At 64.4% G+C, this 17,679-nt stretch carries 12 protein-coding genes; 10 read left to right on the top strand and 2 right to left on the bottom strand.

The genetic code is table 11. From position 1 onward, the window contains the following. Positions 1-24: 24 nt before the first annotated feature. Positions 25-870, top strand: a complete 846-nt coding sequence (locus OKW28_RS07485; protein WP_429444434.1) for a helix-turn-helix domain-containing protein — start codon at positions 25-27, stop codon at positions 868-870. Between the two features lie 44 nt (positions 871-914). Beyond that, positions 915-1,322, top strand: a complete 408-nt coding sequence (locus OKW28_RS07480; protein ID WP_429444432.1) for a DUF2000 family protein — start codon at positions 915-917, stop codon at positions 1,320-1,322. 172 nt (positions 1,323-1,494) lie between these two features. Here the strand turns inward: OKW28_RS07480 and OKW28_RS07475 are convergent, their stop codons facing one another. Next, complete coding sequence (locus OKW28_RS07475; protein WP_429444430.1) at positions 1,495-1,656, bottom strand: hypothetical protein; 162 nt, start codon at positions 1,654-1,656, stop codon at positions 1,495-1,497. A gap of 218 nt (positions 1,657-1,874) precedes the next feature. Between OKW28_RS07475 and OKW28_RS07470 the strand changes: the two genes are divergently transcribed. From OKW28_RS07470 to OKW28_RS07455, 4 genes are read left to right on the top strand one after another with little or no spacing between them, the layout of a single operon-like run. Further along, positions 1,875-3,266, top strand: coding sequence for a class I SAM-dependent methyltransferase (locus tag OKW28_RS07470; RefSeq protein WP_429444428.1), 1,392 nt, complete (start codon positions 1,875-1,877; stop codon positions 3,264-3,266). Between the two features lie 22 nt (positions 3,267-3,288). Continuing rightward, a complete protein-coding gene (locus tag OKW28_RS07465) occupies positions 3,289-4,644 on the top strand; it encodes a sensor histidine kinase (protein ID WP_429444426.1) in 1,356 nt (451 codons plus the stop codon). A gap of 8 nt (positions 4,645-4,652) precedes the next feature. After that, positions 4,653-5,777 (top strand): ATP-binding protein, encoded by a 1,125-nt coding sequence (locus OKW28_RS07460; protein ID WP_429444424.1) that lies wholly within the window; start codon positions 4,653-4,655, stop codon positions 5,775-5,777. Further along, the gene (locus OKW28_RS07455; RefSeq protein WP_429444422.1) at positions 5,777-6,784 is read left to right on the top strand and encodes a response regulator; all 1,008 of its coding nucleotides are present in this window, start codon (positions 5,777-5,779) and stop codon (positions 6,782-6,784) included. Before OKW28_RS07460 ends, OKW28_RS07455 begins: the two co-directional genes overlap by 1 nt. A 188-nt stretch (positions 6,785-6,972) precedes the next feature. Here OKW28_RS07455 and OKW28_RS07450 read toward each other — a convergent pair whose 3' ends face one another. Continuing rightward, positions 6,973-7,863, bottom strand: coding sequence for a 2OG-Fe(II) oxygenase (locus OKW28_RS07450; RefSeq protein ID WP_429444420.1), 891 nt, complete (start codon positions 7,861-7,863; stop codon positions 6,973-6,975). 441 nt (positions 7,864-8,304) lie between these two features. On the opposite strand from OKW28_RS07450, the gene OKW28_RS07445 reads away from it, so the two are divergent. The 4 genes from OKW28_RS07445 to OKW28_RS07430 are packed head-to-tail and all read left to right on the top strand — an operon-like array spanning position 8,305 to position 17,671. Continuing rightward, the gene (locus OKW28_RS07445) at positions 8,305-9,555 is read left to right on the top strand and encodes an efflux RND transporter periplasmic adaptor subunit (RefSeq protein WP_429444418.1); all 1,251 of its coding nucleotides are present in this window, start codon (positions 8,305-8,307) and stop codon (positions 9,553-9,555) included. Between the two features lie 15 nt (positions 9,556-9,570). Then, on the top strand, positions 9,571-12,726 hold the full coding sequence (locus OKW28_RS07440; RefSeq protein ID WP_429444416.1) for an efflux RND transporter permease subunit: 3,156 nt from the start codon (positions 9,571-9,573) through the stop codon (positions 12,724-12,726). Beyond that, positions 12,723-16,040: an efflux RND transporter permease subunit gene (locus tag OKW28_RS07435; RefSeq protein WP_429444414.1), complete on the top strand. Its 3,318-nt coding sequence runs from the start codon at positions 12,723-12,725 to the stop codon at positions 16,038-16,040. Before OKW28_RS07440 ends, OKW28_RS07435 begins: the two co-directional genes overlap by 4 nt. Beyond that, the gene (locus OKW28_RS07430; RefSeq protein WP_429444412.1) at positions 16,037-17,671 is read left to right on the top strand and encodes an efflux transporter outer membrane subunit; all 1,635 of its coding nucleotides are present in this window, start codon (positions 16,037-16,039) and stop codon (positions 17,669-17,671) included. The genes OKW28_RS07435 and OKW28_RS07430 overlap by 4 nt, the downstream gene beginning before the upstream one ends. The last annotated feature ends 8 nt before the right edge of the window (positions 17,672-17,679 follow it).

The raw sequence follows: 17,679 nt of genomic DNA, 5'->3' as shown, positions 1-17,679 counted from the left end.
CCCGCTGCCCGCCAGCTCCAACCCATGCCCACTCCACTCAGTCCCGCCAACTGGCTAATCGCCCGCCGCGATGCCGAAACCGGCATCGAGAGCCTGCGCGCGCATTTCGGCGGCCACGCCTACGATCCGCACGATCACGACGACATGTTGATCGGCTATACGGAGCAGGGCGTGCAACGCTTCCAGTGTCATCGGTCGTTGCACACGAGCGTGCCGGGCCGCGCGATCCTGATCGAGCCCGGCGCGCTGCACGACGGTCACGCGCCAGAGGCGGCCGGCTTCACCTACGCGATGCTGTATCTGCCGCAAGCCTGGGTCGAGCGCGCGGCGCGGCGGCTCGATCTGCCGGGACTGGCCGGCGTCGAGGCGGCGTTCGGCCATACGCTGGTCGACGACCGTGCGCTCATCGATGCGATCGGCCAGGCCTTCGCCGCGATTTACGGCAACGAGGGGCGGCTCGCGCGCGACCAGACGCTCGATCGTCTGCTGCTGCAACTCGGCGCCCAGCTGCGCGATGCGCCGCTGACCGGCGACCCCGCTGCGTCGCCTGCGATCACGCGGGTGCGCGATCTGTTGCACGAACACATGGACGGCAATCTCGGGCTCGACGAACTCGCCGAAGTTGCCGGCATCGACCGGTTCAGGTTGACGCGTCTGTTTCAGCGCGCATTCGGCACCTCGCCGCACGCGTATCTGGTGCGCTTGCGCCTGCGCGCCGCGCGGCGCCTGCTCGCAACCGGCCGCACGCCCGCGCAGGTCGCCGCCGAAGTCGGCTTCGCGGATCAGAGCCATCTCGGCCGCTGGTTTCGTCGGGCGTACCGCATGACGCCGGCGGCGTACCGGCAGATGTGCACAAACGTTCCAGACTGATCGCGCGGCATCGTCGATCATGAACGGCTCAACGAGGAGTCATCATGTTCGATACCAAAGTGGCGCTGATCGTGCGCAGCGATCTCGCGGTCTGGCAGAAGCTCAATGTGGTCGCGTTCCTCGCGACCGGTGTCGCGGCCGCGGCGCCCGATGCGCTGGGCGAGCCCTACGAGGATGCCGCCGGGCACCGCTACGGCCGCATGCTCGGCCAGCCGATGATGGTGTTCGCCGCCGACCGGCCCGGTCTACAGGGCGCGCATCGGCAGGCGCTGTCGCGCGAGCTCAGAATCGTGCCGTATGTGCACGCGATGTTTTCGACGGGGCATGACGCGGCGAATCGCGCAGTCTTTCGCGCCGGGGACGCGGCGAATCTCGATCTCGTCGGTCTCGCACTGCACGGACCGAAGAAAGCCGTCGATAAGGCCGTGAAAGGTTTGGCCTTGCACGAATGAGTCAACGAGTGCGCGAGCCGCTCGATTGTCGACGGTACTCGCGCCGAACTCTAAAATAAAAACGTTTGCCGCGCCGGACGCGAATTGCGTTAAAACAAAAAAGGCTTATTCGGCGAATGCACGGGGCATATCCAAAGGGCATAGATCAGAAAGGCACAAGTAACGCACCCCCTCAATAGCGGATCGTGCCGCCATCGTGGCAATGCGATTGCAAGTCGTTGTCGAGAAACGAATTGTCGGCGATTGCACCCGCGCGCTCGCCCACTCGCTTCAAATGGTTCTTTGCAAAAACGGCTTTCCACGGCACGGACATGCTCGCGAGAAATCCTTGCATATACGTTTCATCCTGAATTTAACCTCAGTCAGAATTGAACGTGTTGATGTTACACTGCAACCCGCTGGAGCCATTCTGGCAAAGGGCTTTGGTGTTTCCAGCTCAACTGTGGTTTGAAACGCGTCCACGACTTGTCGCCGGTGTCGTGTGTGCGGCAGCCATTCACAGGACTTCTCCAACACCCTGCTGCGTTCCCGGATTCCTCAGGTACTAATACCGTGTACTCTCAAACGCAAATCGACCCGGTGGTCAGCTTCCGCAACTCGCAGCGCGAGCACGTGCGTGGGACGATCATTAACCTCCAGAGAAAGTCTTTGGTCATGGAGGTCTATAACCCCTATTCCATCGTGCAGGTCAGCGAGGTGTTAAGCGAGCTGAGCGTGCGCATGGGCACCAAGAATGCCTATCTCGGCAAGGCCGTGGTGGTGAGTCTGGTGAACACCGGTCTGACCGCGGTGGTTTCGCTGGCACTCATCGACGAATGGCGCGAGCTTAGCGTTCTGCCCAATGAAGCGAAGTCGGTGGGCCGGGAAGCAGAACTCTTTATTAGCGACTGGGACGCGCGCTTCAATATCCGGCGCGACTATCAGATCGTCGTGAACGAGATGCGCGCGTTCCTGTCGGAAGTGTCGCGCTGGGTGGAGCAGGTCGACCTGACCGAGAGCTTGCCGAAGACCGGAGAAGGCAGGCTGCGCGAGGACCTGTTCTACGAGCTCGCCACGCCGATCATGCTCAAGATCAAGTTCTTCCTCGACCGCCTGGAGGAAGAGGCCGAGCGCGTCGACGCCGAGATCGCACCCGTGCATCGCACGTATGCGCAAGCGGCACTGCATCCGTTGCTGCTGCGCGCGCCATTCGTCTACCGGACGTTCACCAAGCCGCTCGGCTATGCCGGCGACTACGAGATGGTCAACCAGATCCTCAGCGATCCGCAGCAGGGACCGACCACATACTTCCAGATCGTCAATACCGCGTTCCTGCACGCGGCGGTCGCAACTGCGCACCGTAACCGCATCACGCTGCTGATCGACTTTCTGACGCGTCAGGCCGAAGCGGCGCGCGCTGCCGGCAGGCCGTTCCGCGTCCTCAACGTCGGTTGCGGGCCCGCTTTCGAGATCCAGCGCTTCGCGCGCGAATATCCGCATCCGGAGCTGCTGTCGTTCGAGCTGGTCGACTTCAGCGAGGAAACGCTGGCGTTTACGAAGGACGCGATCGAAAGCTCGGCGAATGCCGCGGGCCATAAAGCCTCGGTGCAAATGGTGCATCAGTCGGTGCACGATCTGCTCAAGCGTAAAATTTCAACGGACCCCTCCGCGCGCGAATTCGACGCAGTGTACTGCGCGGGTCTGTTCGACTATCTGTCGGACAAGGTCTGCGCGCGTCTCCTGAGTTACTTCGCCGCTCGCACCCGAGCTGGCGGCCAGTTGCTGGTCACCAACGTCCATTCGGCGAATCCGGAGAAGTACGGGATGGAGCATCTGCTCGAGTGGTATCTGATTTATCGGAACGAAAGCGGCATGAGCTCGCTGCTTCCCGCCAACTCCACTGACCAGAAGCTCTACGTCGACGAGACCGGGGTGAATGTGTTCGCGGAAGCCACGATCCTCTGAAACCGTGTCGACATCCCTGTCCATGACTACCAGTCCCCTGCAGAGCGGCTATCAAACCGAGCTGGCCGACTTTCGCGTCACGTTCAGCCGGGGCGGCGCGTGCACAGCGATTGCGCTCGTGCTGCTCGGCGTGGGGCTGGATTACGCGCAGTATCCGCAGTATCAGACGTCTTTCGCGCTCGCGCGCCTGCTCGTGTCGTTGATGATCGGCGGTATCATCGCCTTGCTCGACACCAGCATGGGGCGGCGGCTTACTCCATGGCTGACGCTGTCCTGGCTGCTGCTGCCGCAGGCGATGATTTCATGGATGATCTGGCGCACCGATGGTGTTCTGTCGCCCTACTACATGGGCCTGAATCTGGCCATCTTTGCGTCCGGCATTGCGTTGCCATTCGGCCTGTGGCAAAACCTCGTGTTCGGCGTGCTGTCCTGCTTTCTGTATCTGCTGGCCTGCCTGTTGCCTCCGCATGACGGCGTGCCGCTCGGCACGATGACCGTCAATGTTCTGCTACTTCTGTTCGCCGCTGCCGCAAGTGCCGTCTACACGTTTTTCAACGAACGCGTGCGCTTCATGCTGTTTCGCCTGAAGGCCGAGGTGTCCGAGAAAAACGCGGAGGTCTCCGCGAAGAACGCCGAACTCGAAGTGATCAATCGGCAGTTGCTCGACATCAAGGGCCAACTGCTGCAGCAGGAAAAAATGGCGGCGATCGGTACGCTCGCGGCCGGCCTGCTGCATGAAGTGAACAATCCGGTGAACTTCTGTCTGATGGCAATCGAGGTTGCGCTGGAAGAGCCGATCTCGAAGAAGGAGCCGACGCTGCAGGAATGTCTGGTCGATGCGCGGCAGGGCATGCAGCGGATCCAGCACATCGTGTCGGACCTGAAGACGTTCGCGTATCGCAAGCCCGGCGCCGAGGCGGAGCTGGGCACGCCGTTCCTGTTCGAAAAGGCGCTCGATTCGGCGATCCGGCTCGTCGGGCATGAATTGCGCGGCGTCACCGTCACGCGAGAGCTGCCCGCGGATACGCTGGTGCAGGGCGACGAGGCGGCCATCATCGGCGTGCTGATCAACCTGCTGTCGAATGCGGTGCTGGCGATGCGCAAGGCGGGCACGCCCGCGCCGGCGATTCATGTCAACGTCAGTTGGACCGAAGACCGCCTGCATGTGACGGTAAGAGACAACGGGCCGGGCATCGCGCCGGAGCATCTCGCGCGCGTGTTCGAGCCATTTTTTACCACCCGCGAAGTGGGACAAGGCCTGGGCCTTGGGCTGTCGATCAGCTATGCGGTGATCGAGCGTCATGGCGGCCTGCTGTTTGCTGAGAGCGAGCAGGGAAGTTGGGCGTCATTCAGTTTCGATCTGTCGCCCGCACCCTGAGAAATACCATGAATGACATCCGACAGACACAGCCCACTCTTCTCTACGTCGATGACGAAGAGTTGGCCTGTAAATATTTCGCGCGCACCGTAGGTGCCGATTACGAGGTCCTGCTCGCGACGAGCAGCGACGAGGCGATCGCTATCCTGGAGCAGGACAACGCCCGCATCGCGGTGCTGGTCACGGACTTCCGCATGCCGGGGCGTGACGGTGGCGACCTGCTGCGCCAGGTGGCGCTGGAATATCCGCACATCGTGCGGATTCTGGTCACTGCTTATGCAGACGTCGAGATGTTATTGCAGACGGTCAACACCGGCGAGGTGTTCCGCATCCTCGAAAAGCCGCTGAAGCCGGCGGCAGTGCGCGATACGCTGCAACTGGCGTTTGATCGTTACCACGAACGCACGATGCAGAATCAGCGCCTGATCGCCATCGACGAAACCCTGGCGTTCATCGCGCACGAACTGAACACGCCGCTCGCGGCGATCGCGTTGAACGCGCACAGCATCGAAGATCGCATCGACGCGGAGCGCGATGCAGAAGGCGAGATTCTCGGCGCCGCGAAATCGATGCGCGAGAGCGCGCAGTACTGCATGGCGGTGGTGTCGTCCTTCTGGCGCTCGGTCCACAACGGGCGGCGCCGGCAACTGGAGGGCGACGAGGCGCGCATCGAGAGTACCGCGCATGGGCTGATCTCGGCGTTGCTCGATACGTATCCGTTTACGACCGCGCAGCGCTCGTGGGTGCAGGTCGACGTCGACAGCGACTTTGCCGTGCTCACGCAACCGAATTGCGTGGCGCTCGTGCTGTCGTCGCTGTTGTCCAACGCGTTGCGCGCGCTCGCGGATGTGCCGTCACCGTCGGTGCGCTTTACCGTGACAATGGAACCCCACCCGAGCATCGGCATCTGCGACAACGGGCCGGGAATTCCGCCCGAGATCAAAGACCGCCTGTTGACGGACCCAATTACAACGCACGCGAAATCCGGGGGGAACGGCTTGGGCCTGATTCTATGCAACCGTGTCATGCAGTCCTGTGGCGGCGGACTCAGGATCGAGTCCACGTCGTGGGGAGGCACCACCGTAGTGCTGGATTTCCCCCAAATCAAAGGTCAAACGCACAGGAGTTGTTGATGAACGAAGCAAAAGCCACAGAGGAGTTGGCGCCGGCGATCATTTTCGTCGATGACGAAGCTACCGCCGTAAAGTACTTCCAGCGTGCCATCGGAAGCCTGGCGCCGGTCCTGACTGGCGGCTCGGTGGAAGAGGGCAAGGCGCTGCTCGACGAGCACGGCGACAGGGTGGGGGTGCTGGTCTCCGACCAGCGTATGCCGGGCGAGTTCGGCAACGAGCTGCTGCGCTATGCGAGCGAGCGCTTTCCGCATGTCGTGCGGATTCTGACCACCGCGTATTCGGAAATCGATCAGACCGTCGCGGCCGTCAACCTCGGTCATATCCATCGCTACATCAAGAAGCCTTGGGACATCACGGCGCTGCGCATGGAGCTGAAGCAGGCGCTCGAGCTTGCCGAGCTGCGCAAGGAGCGCGATACGCTGGTGCGCGAGAAGCTGGGCGTGCTGCAAAAGCAGGTGGTCGCCACTCGCATCGGTCTGTTGCGTTCGCTGTCGGCCACGCTGATCGGGCCCGAGCGCTTTCAGCCGGTCGAGACGTATCTCGCCGCAGCGGTACTCGCCGACGTGCCGAACTCCGAGCCGGACTGGCTGCTGCAGGACTACTCCGATCTGATCGCGGCCGAGAGTGCCCGCAGCGGCGCGTTCGGTCATACGGTGGCCGCGCACCTCGCCACGCTGCGCAACCGTCACGGCAGCGCGAGCGTGACCGCGAGCGACGCGCTGACGGCGCTGGCCGGGGCATTTTCCGAGGCGGGCATCAATGTGCGCCGCGAAGGCGATGGTCTCGTGTGCGACCAGCCGGCCACACTCGCGGAGTTTCTCGCGGAGCCGGGCAACAACGCGGTGTCGAGCGGGCACGCGGTATGGCTGGCGAGCCTTCTGTGGCTCGACGGCAATGACGTTGCCCTGCAGCCGGCAAGTGAAGGCGATGCGATCGCGTTCCGGCCGGCGCAGCGCGGTAGCGAGTTCGCCGCCGATCGCCTCGCCACGTGGATCGAGCAGTTCTGATTACCTTGCTTCGAGGGCGCGGCGTCTGACGCGCCACTACTCGCACTGGCTTCGCGCTGCAACCCGCCTCGGCTAGCAGCGCGAAGCTGACAACGGCTCGCGCGAGTCGTTCGAATGTTTTTCCACGCTCGCGGACAGACAGCACGCTCTTTTCACCTCGACACGCGTTGCCTTTCAGGCCTGACTTCTCAAGCCTGATTGCGCGGCACAAACCGCCGCGTGCGAATCCATTTGGTAGCCACCCACTTGTCTCCCGAACGCAGCGGCGTGCTCGCATGCAGCGAACTCGGATCGCACAGCCCAAAGCGGTTCCCATATTCGAAGTAGAGCGCGTGCCCGCGCTGCGGTGCGACCGACCAGCCAAGCTGCGGAAACACCGTCTCACCGCCGCCTTCGACATCTTTCAGATACATCAGCAGCGTGCCCATGCGCTGGCCGCTGCGCGCGATCGACTCGCGATTCGCTTCGTTGCTCGTCATTAGATAGTCGACGTGCGGCGTCGACTCCGCGCCTTCCTCATAGTGCAGCATTTGCAGGCCTTCGCCGTTCTCGACCGGCGTTGCCGTGAGTTCCGCGATGCGCGCCTCGATGCGCGAGATCAACGGCGTCTCGCCCAAACGGAAAAACATCCCGTGACTGCTGCGATGACCGGCGATCATATCGCGGCCGGTCACTGGATCGACGACGGCCGACCGGTCGAGCCGCGGCTGTGCGAGCGCGATCAGCTGCTCGCATTCACCGGTACTCAGGAAATTGGCGATGTGCACGGCGGCCGGTCGTTGCAGCCGCGACAGCACGCGCACCTTGCGCTCGCCGAGTTGGATCAGCGGACCGTCGGGCACGCGCAGCGGCTCGGGCTGGTAGCTGAGCGGCGCGCTGCCGACTTCGAGCTTGTCGCCGGGCAGCGCCATACCGTACAGGAACGCCGATGCGACCGCATCGACCATCGCCGACGCGAGCTCGGCCGCGTTGCCGCGGCTCACCAGTTCGTTGACGATCGCTTGGGGCGCGACGCCGCGCGAAAGGTTGGCGGCGATCCAGTCGCGGACTTCGGCTGGGAAATTGACGGTGATGGACATCGGGGCGAGGTTGTGGGGTGTCGTGACAGTCGCTGCGCGCGCGACGCTGGCTCGCGATGATAGCGGACGATTGTGACGACTCTGGACGCACGGCCCGGTTGTCAGTTGGCTGTCGTCTGTTACCGCATATTGCGATGTCCCGCCGCGCCCATAACTCGGCCCATGCGGGTGTCCGCCCCCACGTGCCGCCCGATCGATGCCCCGGACTCTTCCACCGGCCAACATGTTGCACCCCTGTAACTCAAGGCCGGCGCAAGCCGGTTACATTCACGCATGCCCGTATTCAAGCCCTTGCCCGACTTCCTTACGTCTTCATAACAACGCGTCCGGAGGCCTTCGACTGATGACAACGCGCGTGAACCATGGCACTTTTGCGCAGTCCCGTCGGCGGACGAGCTTCCAACCGAGTATCAGCACCAATATCCGTTCCCGGAGATCAACATGAGCGAAACCGTGTCCCCGCCGCCAAAGCGTTCCCGACGCGGGCTGATCATCTTCGCGGTTGTCGTGCTCCTGCTGGTCGCGCTCGTCGTGGTTCATCTGCTGACGCGCAAGAAGCCGGTGCGCGAGAACGCGGCGATCGTCGTCACCGTCGCGCAGGCGACGCTCGGTTCGATGCCGGTCACGCTGAGCGAGCTCGGCACCGTCACGCCGATCGCAACCGTGACCGTGCTGCCGCAGCTGAGCGGCTATCTGACCGAAGTCGGCTATCACGAAGGCCAGGAGGTGCAAAAAGGCCAGTTCCTCGCGCAGATCGATCCGCGCCAGTATCAGATCAGCAAGCAGCAGGCGGAAGCGACGCTCGCGAAAGACCGCGCGTCGCTCGCGCAGGCGCGCGCCGATCTCGAGCGCTATACGCAGTTGAACGAACGCAAGTCGATCGCGCAGCAAACCTTCGCGGATCAGCAATTCCTCGTGCTGCAGGACGAAGCGGCGGTGAAGGTCGACCTCGCCAACATCGCCCAATTCGATCTCGACCTCGCCTATTGCCGCATCACCGCGCCGATCGCGGGCAAGGTCGGCTTGCGGCTCGTCGATCCGGGCAACTACGTGACCGCGTCGTCGTCGACCGGCATCGTCGTCATCACGACCGTGAAGCCGACCACGGTGCAGTTCACGGTGCCGCAGGATTCGCTCGCGTCGATCGTGCAGCGTCTCGCCACCGGCGCGAAGCTGCCGGTCATCGCGTATTCGAGCGATAACTCGCGCGAGATCGCGACCGGCACGCTGTACGCGGTCAGCAACCAGATGGCGACCGCGACCGGCACCGTCACCTTGCGCGCGACCTTCGCGAACGACGACGAAACGCTGTTCCCGAACGAGTTCGTCAACGTGAAGCTGCTCGTCGACACGATGCAGAACGCGGTGCTCGTGCCGACCGCCGCGGTACAGTCCGGCGCGCCGGGCGACTTCGTCTATCTGGTCAATCCGGACAGCACGGTGTCCGTGCACAAGGTCAAGCTCGGACCGAGCGACGGCAAGAACACGGTGATCGTGTCGGGACTCGCGGCCGGCAACCAGGTCGTGACGGACGGCACGGATCGTCTGAACGACGGCGCGAAGATCCAGCCGGCGCATCCGAAGTCCGCCGCCGCGGCGAGCGGCGCGTCCGCGACCGGCACGTCCGCCGCCGACACGTCCGCCACCGGCCCGAAGGCGCCCGCCGCCGCGTCCGAAGCCGCCTCGTCGTAACGGACCCCCGCGCCGATGAACATTTCCCGCCTTTTCATTCTTCGCCCGGTCGCGACGCTGCTGCTGATGATCGCGCTCGTGCTCGTCGGTCTGATCGCGATGCGCGTGCTGCCGGTGTCGTCGCTGCCGAACGTCGACTATCCGACGATTCAGGTGCAGACCTTTTATCCGGGCGCGAGCCCGACGGTGATGGCGACCACCGTGACCGCGCCGCTCGAAGTGCAACTCGGCGAGATTCCGGGCCTGCAGCAGATGACCTCGTACAGTTCGGACGGGGCGTCGGTGATCACGCTGCAGTTCGATCTGTCGCTGAACCTCGACATCGCCGAGCAGAACGTGCAGCAGGCGATCAACGCGGCGAACAGCTATCTGCCGTCTGGCTTGCCGGCGCCGCCGACCTACGCAAAGGTCAATCCCGCCGACCAGCCCATTCTGACGCTCGCGGTCACCTCGAAGTCGATGTCGCTGACGCAACTGGAGGACGTCGCGAACAACCGCCTCGGCACGAAGATCTCGGAAGTGGCGGGCGTCGGCGTCGTGACGACGAGCGGCGGCAACGTGCCCGCGATCCGCGTCGAAGCCGACCCACACAAGCTCGCCGCCTACGGTCTGAACATCGACGATCTGCGCACGCTGCTGAGCTATGTGAACGTGAGCCAGCCGAAAGGCAATTTCGACGGCCCCGATCTCGACTACACGATCAACGGCAATGATCAGATCACCGATCCGAAGGACTACCTCGACACCGTAATCGCCTACCAGAACGGCTCGCCCGTATTCATGCGCGACGTCGCGCGCGTGAGCCAGGCCGCCCAGGACGTCGAGCGCGGCGCCTGGTACAACGGCTCGCCCGCGATCGTGCTGAACGTGCAGCGCCAGCCGGGCGCGAACGTGATCCAGACGGTCAACCAGATCATGAAGGAGCTGCCGCAGCTCGAATCGACGCTGCCGGCCGGCATGAAAGTGACCGTGGTGTCGGACAGCACCGGCGTGATCCGCGCGTCGGTCGCGGACGCCGCGTTCGAACTGATTCTCGCGATCGTGCTGGTCGTCGCGGTGATCTTCGTGTTCCTGCGCAACGTGCCCGCCACGCTGATTCCGAGCATCTCGGTGCCGGTCTCGCTGATCGGCACGCTCGCGTTGATGTACCAGCTCAACTACTCGATCGACAACCTGTCGCTGATGGCGTTGATCATCGCGACCGGCTTCGTGGTCGACGACTCGATCGTGATGATCGAGAACATCGTGCGCTATCTGGAAGAGGGCATGTCGCCGCTCGAAGCCGCCCTCGAAGGCGCGGGGCAGATCGGCTTCACGATCCTGTCGCTGACTATTTCGCTGATCGCGGTGCTGATTCCGCTGTTGTTCATGGGCGGCGTGATCGGGCGGCTGTTCAGCGAGTTCGCGGTGACGCTCGCGGTCACGATCGTGATTTCGGCGGTCGTGTCGCTGACGGTGGTGCCGATGCTGTGCGCGCGGATGCTGCGCGCGCAGGCCGAGCGCCATCCGAGCCGCTTCGAGCGCATCAGCGAGGGCCTGTTCGACAAGACACTCGCCGCCTACGAGCGCGGCCTGCGCTGGGTGCTCGATCATCAGACGCTGACGCTGATGGTCGCGATCGCCACCGTGGTGCTGACCGGCATCCTGTATGTGGTGATTCCGAAGGGACTGTTTCCGGTGCAGGACGTCGGCGTGATCCAGGGCATCAGCGTCGCCGACAACTCGGTGTCGTACGCGGCGATGGTGCAGCGCCAGAGCGCGCTCGCCGACGCGGTCCTGAAGGACCCGGACGTGGTGTCGCTGACGTCGTACGTGGGCATCGACGGCACGAATGCGACGCTGAACAACGGTCGCTTCCTGATCAATCTGCGCGAGCGCGACCAGCGCTCGGACACCGCGCAGGAAATCGCGCGCCGGCTCGCGCAGGAAGTCGCGCACGTGCCCGGCGTGAAACTGTTCATGCAGCCCGAGCAGGACCTGACGCTCGACACGACCGTGTTGCCGAACCAGTACAGCTTCGTGTTGCGCGGACCGAGCCAGCAGGCGTTCCAGAAGTACGTGCCGGAACTCGTCGCGCGCCTGAAGCAGATTCCGTCGCTGTCGGACGTGCAGAGCGATCTCAATAGCGACGGCCTCAGCGTGAACGTCGAAGTGAACCGGCAACTGGCCGCGCGCTTCGGCATCACGCCCGCGACGATCGACAACGCGTTGTACGACGCGCTCGGCCAGCGCATCGTGTCGACGATCTTCGAGCAGTCGGCCCAGTACCGCGTAATTCTGGTCGCGAAGCCGGAAACGATGCCGACAGTGCAGTCGATCGGCAATCTGTATCTGCCGAGCCAGACCAGCAGCACGGGTCAGGTGCCGCTTTCCGGCATCGCGAAGATCCAGATCGCGAAGGCGCCGCTCGTGATCAGCCATCTCGCGCAGTTTCCGTCGGTGACGGTGTCGTTCAATCTCGCGAAGGGCGCATCGTTGAGCACCGCGGTCAAGGAGATACACCAGGCCGAGCAGGCGATCGACCTGCCGCCGTCGATCACGTCGTCGCTGCAAGGCGCGACCGCGGCGTTCGAGGATTCGCTCTCCAGCGAGGTCTATCTGCTGATCGCGGCGCTCGTTGCCGTGTATATCGTGCTCGGCGTGCTGTACGAGAGCTTCATCCATCCGGTCACGATCCTGTCGACACTGCCGTCGGCCGGTATCGGCGCGCTGCTCTCGCTGATGCTCGCGGGTATGGATCTCGACGTGATCGGCATCATCGGCATCGTGCTCCTGATCGGCATCGTCAAGAAGAACGCGATCATGATGGTCGACTTCGCGCTCGATGCCGAACGCAATCATGGCAAGGCGCCGCGCGATGCGATCTTCGAAGCGTCGCTGCTGCGTTTCAGGCCGATCCTGATGACAACGCTCGCCGCGATGCTCGGCGCGCTGCCGATGCTGCTCGGCACCGGCACCGGTTCGGAACTGCGCCGGCCGCTCGGTCTCGCGATCATCGGCGGCCTGACGCTGAGCCAGGTGCTGACGCTGTTCACGACGCCGGTGATCTATCTGTTCTTCGACCGTATGGCCACGCGCGTGAACCGCTGGCGCGCCGAGCGCGCTAAGCGCAACGGCGGCGACGAGCCGGGCGGGCGCCCGCCGGAAGGCGGCGCGGAGGGCACGCGGTGAACATCCCGGCGATCTTCATCCGGCGGCCGGTCGCGACGACGCTGCTCGCGATCGCGATCCTGATCTCCGGCACGCTCGCGTATTTCCGCATGCCGGTCGCGCCGCTGCCGAACATCGCGTTTCCGGTGATCGTCGTGCAGGCCAACATGGCCGGCGCGAGCCCGAACATCATGGCGACGACGGTGGCCGAGCCGCTCGAGCGGCGGCTCGCGACGATCGCCGACGTCGCGGAGCTGACCTCGATCAGCTATGTCGGCTCGTCGATGATCATCGTCGAGTTCGGTCTGAAGCGCGACATCAACGGCGCCGCGCGCGACGTCGAGGCGGCGATCCAGGCCGCGCGTGCCGATCTGCCCACCACGCTGCGCAGCAATCCGAGCTACCGCCAGTACAACCCGGCCGACGCGCCGATCGTGGTGCTGTCGCTGACGTCCGATACGCTGACGAAGGCGCAGCTCTACGACTCCGCCGATTCAGTGATCCAGCAGCAGCTGTCGCAGGTGCAGGGCGTCGGCCAGATCACGCTCGGCGGCGGCGCGTTGCCGAGCGTGCGCGTCGAGTTGCAGCCGGGCAAGCTCAATAGCTACGGGATCGGCATGGAAGACGTGCGCGCGGCGATCAGTGCGGCCAATGCCGACAGCGCGAAGGGGCATATCGACGTCGGCGATCAGCGCTACGTGGTCACCTCGAACGATCAGATCACGCACGCGGCGCCGTATCGCGATCTGGTGGTCGCGTATCGCGACGGCGCGCCGGTGCAATTGCGCGACGTCGCCCAGGTGCGCGACTCGAACGAAAACATCCGCAACGCGGGGCTCTTCAACGGCAAGTCGGCGATTCTCGTGATCGTCTATCCGATGCCGGGCAGCAACGTGGTCAGCACCGTGCGGCAGATACGCAACGTGCTGCCCGCGATCGAAGCGACGTTGCCGAGCAGCGTGCACGTCGATGTCGCGATCGATCGCTCGCAGTCGGTCACCTCGTCGGTCAGCGATACCGAGCGCACGCTGTTCATCGCGGTGCTGCTGGTGGTCGGCGTCGTGTTCATCTTCCTGCAGTCGCCGCGCGCGACGCTGGTGCCGGCGGTCGCGTTGCCGCTGTCGATCGTCGGTACCTTTGGGCCGATGTATCTGCTCGGCTATAGCATCGACAATCTGTCGCTGATGGCGCTGACCATCGGCACCGGCTTCGTCGTCGACGACGCGGTCGTCGTGCTCGAAAACGTCGTGCGGTACATGGAGCAGGGGTTGAGTCCGAAAGAGGCCGCGCTGAAGGGCGCGGGCGAAGTCGGCTTCACGGTGATCTCGATGAGCCTGTCGCTGATCGCGGTGTTTCTGCCGATCATCCTGTTTCCGGGCATCGTCGGACTGATGTTCCATGAGTTCGCGATCACGCTGTCGATCGCGATCCTGATTTCGCTGGTGATCTCGTTGACGGTCACGCCCGCGATGTGCGCGTACGTGCTGAGCCGCGACAACGCCGGTCATTCGAAAGCGCGTTGGGCGCGGTGGCTCGAGCGGCAGTTCGATCGCTTCAAGGACGTCTACGCACGCACGCTCACGGCCGTGCTCGATCATTCGCTGCTGGTGATCCTGCTGCTGTTCGCGCTGCTGGTCGGCAACGTGTTCATGCTGAAGCTGGTGCCGGCCACGTTCTTCCCCGAGCAGGACACCGGCATCCTGATCGGCCAGATCATCGCCGACCAGAGCATTTCGTTTTCGGCGATGCAGAAGAAGCTCGCGCAGTTGCAGTCGATCGTGCAAAGGGATCCGGCGGTGCAGTCCGTGGCGGGCTTTACCGGCGGGCGCGCGCTCAATACCGCCAATGTGTTCATCGAGCTCAAGCCGCTGTCGCAGCGGCACGCAACGGCCACCCAGGTCGTCAACCGGCTGCGGCCGAAGCTCGACGAAGTGTCGGGCGCGCGGCTCTTTCTGCAGGCGCAGCAGGATTTGCGTATCGGCGGGCGGCAGTCGGCGGCCGAGTACCAGTACACGCTGACGAGCGACGATTCCGCCGCGCTGTTCACGTGGACGCCGAAGCTCGTCGCCGCGTTGTCGAAGGAGCGCGGGCGGCTGCTCGACGTGAACTCCGACTTGCAGCAGAACGGCCTGCAGACCTACCTGACGATCAATCGCGCGACCGCCGCGCGCTACGGCTTTGCGCCGAATCAGATCGACAACGTGTTGTACGACGCGTTCGGCCAGCGCACCGTGTCGACGATCTACAACCCGCTGAACCAGTACTTCGTCGTGATGGAGGTCGCGCCTGAGTACTGGCAGTATCCAGAGACGCTGAACCGGATCTATCTGAGCACGTCCGCCGGCAACCCGACCGGCACGGCCGCGACAAAGATGCCGCACGGCACGGTATCGGCGGCGACGACTACCGCGACCACGACCGGCACGTCGTCGAACACGAACTCGCGCAACTCGGACGCGCAGTCGAACGCGACCAACAACAGCATCGCCAACAGCAAGGGCGGCAGTTCGACCGGTAGCGCGGACAGCACGGCTGCCGAAACGATGGTGCCGCTGTCGGTGCTGACCTCGTATAGGAATAGCCATACGTCGACGCAGGTGAATCACCAGAGCGGGCTCGTCGCCGCGACGATCTCGTTCAACCTGCCGGCCGGCGGGTCGCTGAGCCAGGCGGGCGAGGCGATCAACGAAACGATCCGCGAGATCGGCATGCCCGCGAGCATCCACGGCTCGTTCGCGGGCGCGGCGGCGGCCTATTCGCAGTCGATGGGCGTGGTGCCGCTGCTGATTCTCGCGGCGCTCGGCGTCGTCTACATCGTGCTCGGCGTGCTGTACGAGAGTTCGATCCACCCGCTGACGATTCTGTCGACGCTGCCGTCCGCGGGCATCGGCGCGACGCTCGCGCTGCTGATCTTCGACACGCCGTTTTCGGTGATCGCGATGATCGGCATCATCCTGCTGATCGGAATCGTCAAGAAGAACGGCATCATGATGGTCGACGTCGCGATCCAGTTGCAGCGCCAGCAACAGATGCCCGCGCGCGACGCAATCCACGCGGCCGCGCTGATCCGTCTGCGGCCGATCATGATGACGACGTTCGCGGCCGTGCTCGGCGCGGTGCCGCTCGCGATCGGCATGGGCCAGGGCGGCTCGCTGCGCCAGCCGCTCGGTATCACGGTGATGGGCGGGCTGATCCTGAGCCAGATGTTTACGCTCTATACGACGCCGGTGATTTATCTGTATCTCGACCGTCTGCGTGCACGGCTGGTCGGATGGTCCGCGGGGCTGCGCTGGAACCGCGACGCGAAGCCGGGACAAGCGGATACGAAGGCATGACGATGAAGATTTCGACTGAACGAATGACAGGATCTCGCGCCGGGTTGCCGAGCATCGCGACGCTCGCCGTCGCGCTGCTGGCGCTGTTCAACGCCGGCTGCATGGTCGGCCCGGACTATCACCGGCCGCAGGTCAGCGTGCCCGCCACGTACTCGGAACTGCCGGGCTGGACCCAGGCCGAGCCGAACGCGACCGGCCCGAAGGGCACATGGTGGAGCGCGTTCAACGATCCGTTGATCGACGAACTCGAACCGCTCGTCGCGGTGTCGAACCAGACCGTGCGCGTGGACTACGCGAACTACCAGCAAGCGCTCGCCGAAGTGCGCGCCGCGCACGCGGCCCTGTTTCCGACCATCGGCGCTACCGGTTCGGCGACGCGCGAACGCGCGAGCGGCGGTTCGGTCAGTGCATCGGGAAGCTTCGTCAATGGGACGGCGGCGCGCATCGTCAATTCGGGCTCGCTGGAAGGCAACGTGAGCTGGGCGCCGGACCTGTGGGGCCAGGTGCGCCGCACCGTCGAGGAAAACGCCGCGAGCGCGCAGTCGAGCGAAGCGACGCTCGCGAATGCGACGCTCTCCGAGCAGGTCGCGCTCGCGACCGCGATCATCGAGCTGCGCACCAGCGACGCGAACATCGACCTGCTGCAGCAAACGGTCGTCGCGTATCAGCACTATCTCGACGTCGTCACCGAGCAGGATCGCGCGGGCACGGTTCCGCCGAGCGACGTGATCACCGCGCGCAGCCAGTTGAATACCGCGAAGTCCGATCTGATCGCGCTCGGCGTCGCGCGCGCGCAGAACGCGCATGCGATCGCGGTGCTGGTCGGCAAGAACCCGGAAGAGCTGTCGATCACGCATAGCACCGCGATGCCGGCGCTGCCCTCGGTGCCGGTCGGCGTGCCGTCGACGCTGCTCGAACGCCGCCCCGACATCGCCTCCGCCGAGCGCAAGATGGCCGCGCAGAATGCGGCGATCGGCGTCGAGGTGGCCGCGTATTACCCGGACATCTCGCTGTCGGGCGCGGCCGGATTCACGCAATCGCCGCTGTCCGGTCTGCTGAAGGCTGCGAACTACGTGTGGTCGCTCGGCGGCAGCGCGACCGAGACGCTGTTCGACGGCGGCCTGCGCAGCGCGGATGTCGACGCGGCGAAGGCGGCCTACGACGCGGCCGTTGCCAACTATCGCGGCACGGTGCTGGGCGCGTTCCAGAACGTCGAGGACGATCTGTCCGGCCTGCGCATTCTCGCCGAGCAGGCGCTCGTGCTCGAAACGGCGGTGCGCGACGCGGACCGTGGCGCGGAGATCGCGTTCAACGAATACCAGGCGGGCACCGTCGATTACACGACGGTCGCGATTGCGCAAGCGACGCAATTGACGACGCGGCAGACCGCGCTGAACGTGCAGGAATCGCGCTTGCTGCACGCGGCGTCGTTGTTTGGCGATCTGGGCGGCGGGTGGTCGATCGATGAGCTGCATGATCCGCGGCATCCGGCGGCGGCTTCTTCGGCTGCCTCGGCGCCTTCTTCGGCTTCCTCGCCTTCGGCTGCGTCTGCTTCAGCGGCTACGTCATCGGCGACGTCCGCGGCTATCATGCCGGGCGCGCGGCAAGTGCCACACGATCAAAACGACTAAGGACGAGC

The organism is Paraburkholderia sp. 40, assembly GCF_050434105.1.
GTDB classification, from domain to species: Bacteria; Pseudomonadota; Gammaproteobacteria; order Burkholderiales; family Burkholderiaceae; genus Paraburkholderia; species Paraburkholderia tuberum.
This window is presented reverse-complemented; position numbering and strand designations above follow the sequence as displayed.

Bases quoted from the DNA above. Each gene is read 5' to 3' on its own strand.
- OKW28_RS07485 (WP_429444434.1), top strand. From the start codon at position 25: ATGCCCACTCCACTCAGTCCCGCCAACTGGCTAATCGCCCGCCGCGAT.
- OKW28_RS07455 (WP_429444422.1), top strand. From the start codon at position 5,777: ATGAACGAAGCAAAAGCCACAGAGGAGTTGGCGCCGGCGATCATTTTC.
- OKW28_RS07445 (WP_429444418.1), top strand. From the start codon at position 8,305: ATGAGCGAAACCGTGTCCCCGCCGCCAAAGCGTTCCCGACGCGGGCTG.
- OKW28_RS07440 (WP_429444416.1), top strand. From the start codon at position 9,571: ATGAACATTTCCCGCCTTTTCATTCTTCGCCCGGTCGCGACGCTGCTG.
- OKW28_RS07465 (WP_429444426.1), top strand. From the start codon at position 3,289: ATGACTACCAGTCCCCTGCAGAGCGGCTATCAAACCGAGCTGGCCGAC.
- OKW28_RS07480 (WP_429444432.1), top strand. From the start codon at position 915: ATGTTCGATACCAAAGTGGCGCTGATCGTGCGCAGCGATCTCGCGGTC.
- OKW28_RS07475 (WP_429444430.1), bottom strand. From the start codon at position 1,656: ATGCAAGGATTTCTCGCGAGCATGTCCGTGCCGTGGAAAGCCGTTTTT.
- OKW28_RS07460 (WP_429444424.1), top strand. From the start codon at position 4,653: ATGAATGACATCCGACAGACACAGCCCACTCTTCTCTACGTCGATGAC.
- OKW28_RS07450 (WP_429444420.1), bottom strand. From the start codon at position 7,863: ATGTCCATCACCGTCAATTTCCCAGCCGAAGTCCGCGACTGGATCGCC.
- OKW28_RS07430 (WP_429444412.1), top strand. From the start codon at position 16,037: ATGACGATGAAGATTTCGACTGAACGAATGACAGGATCTCGCGCCGGG.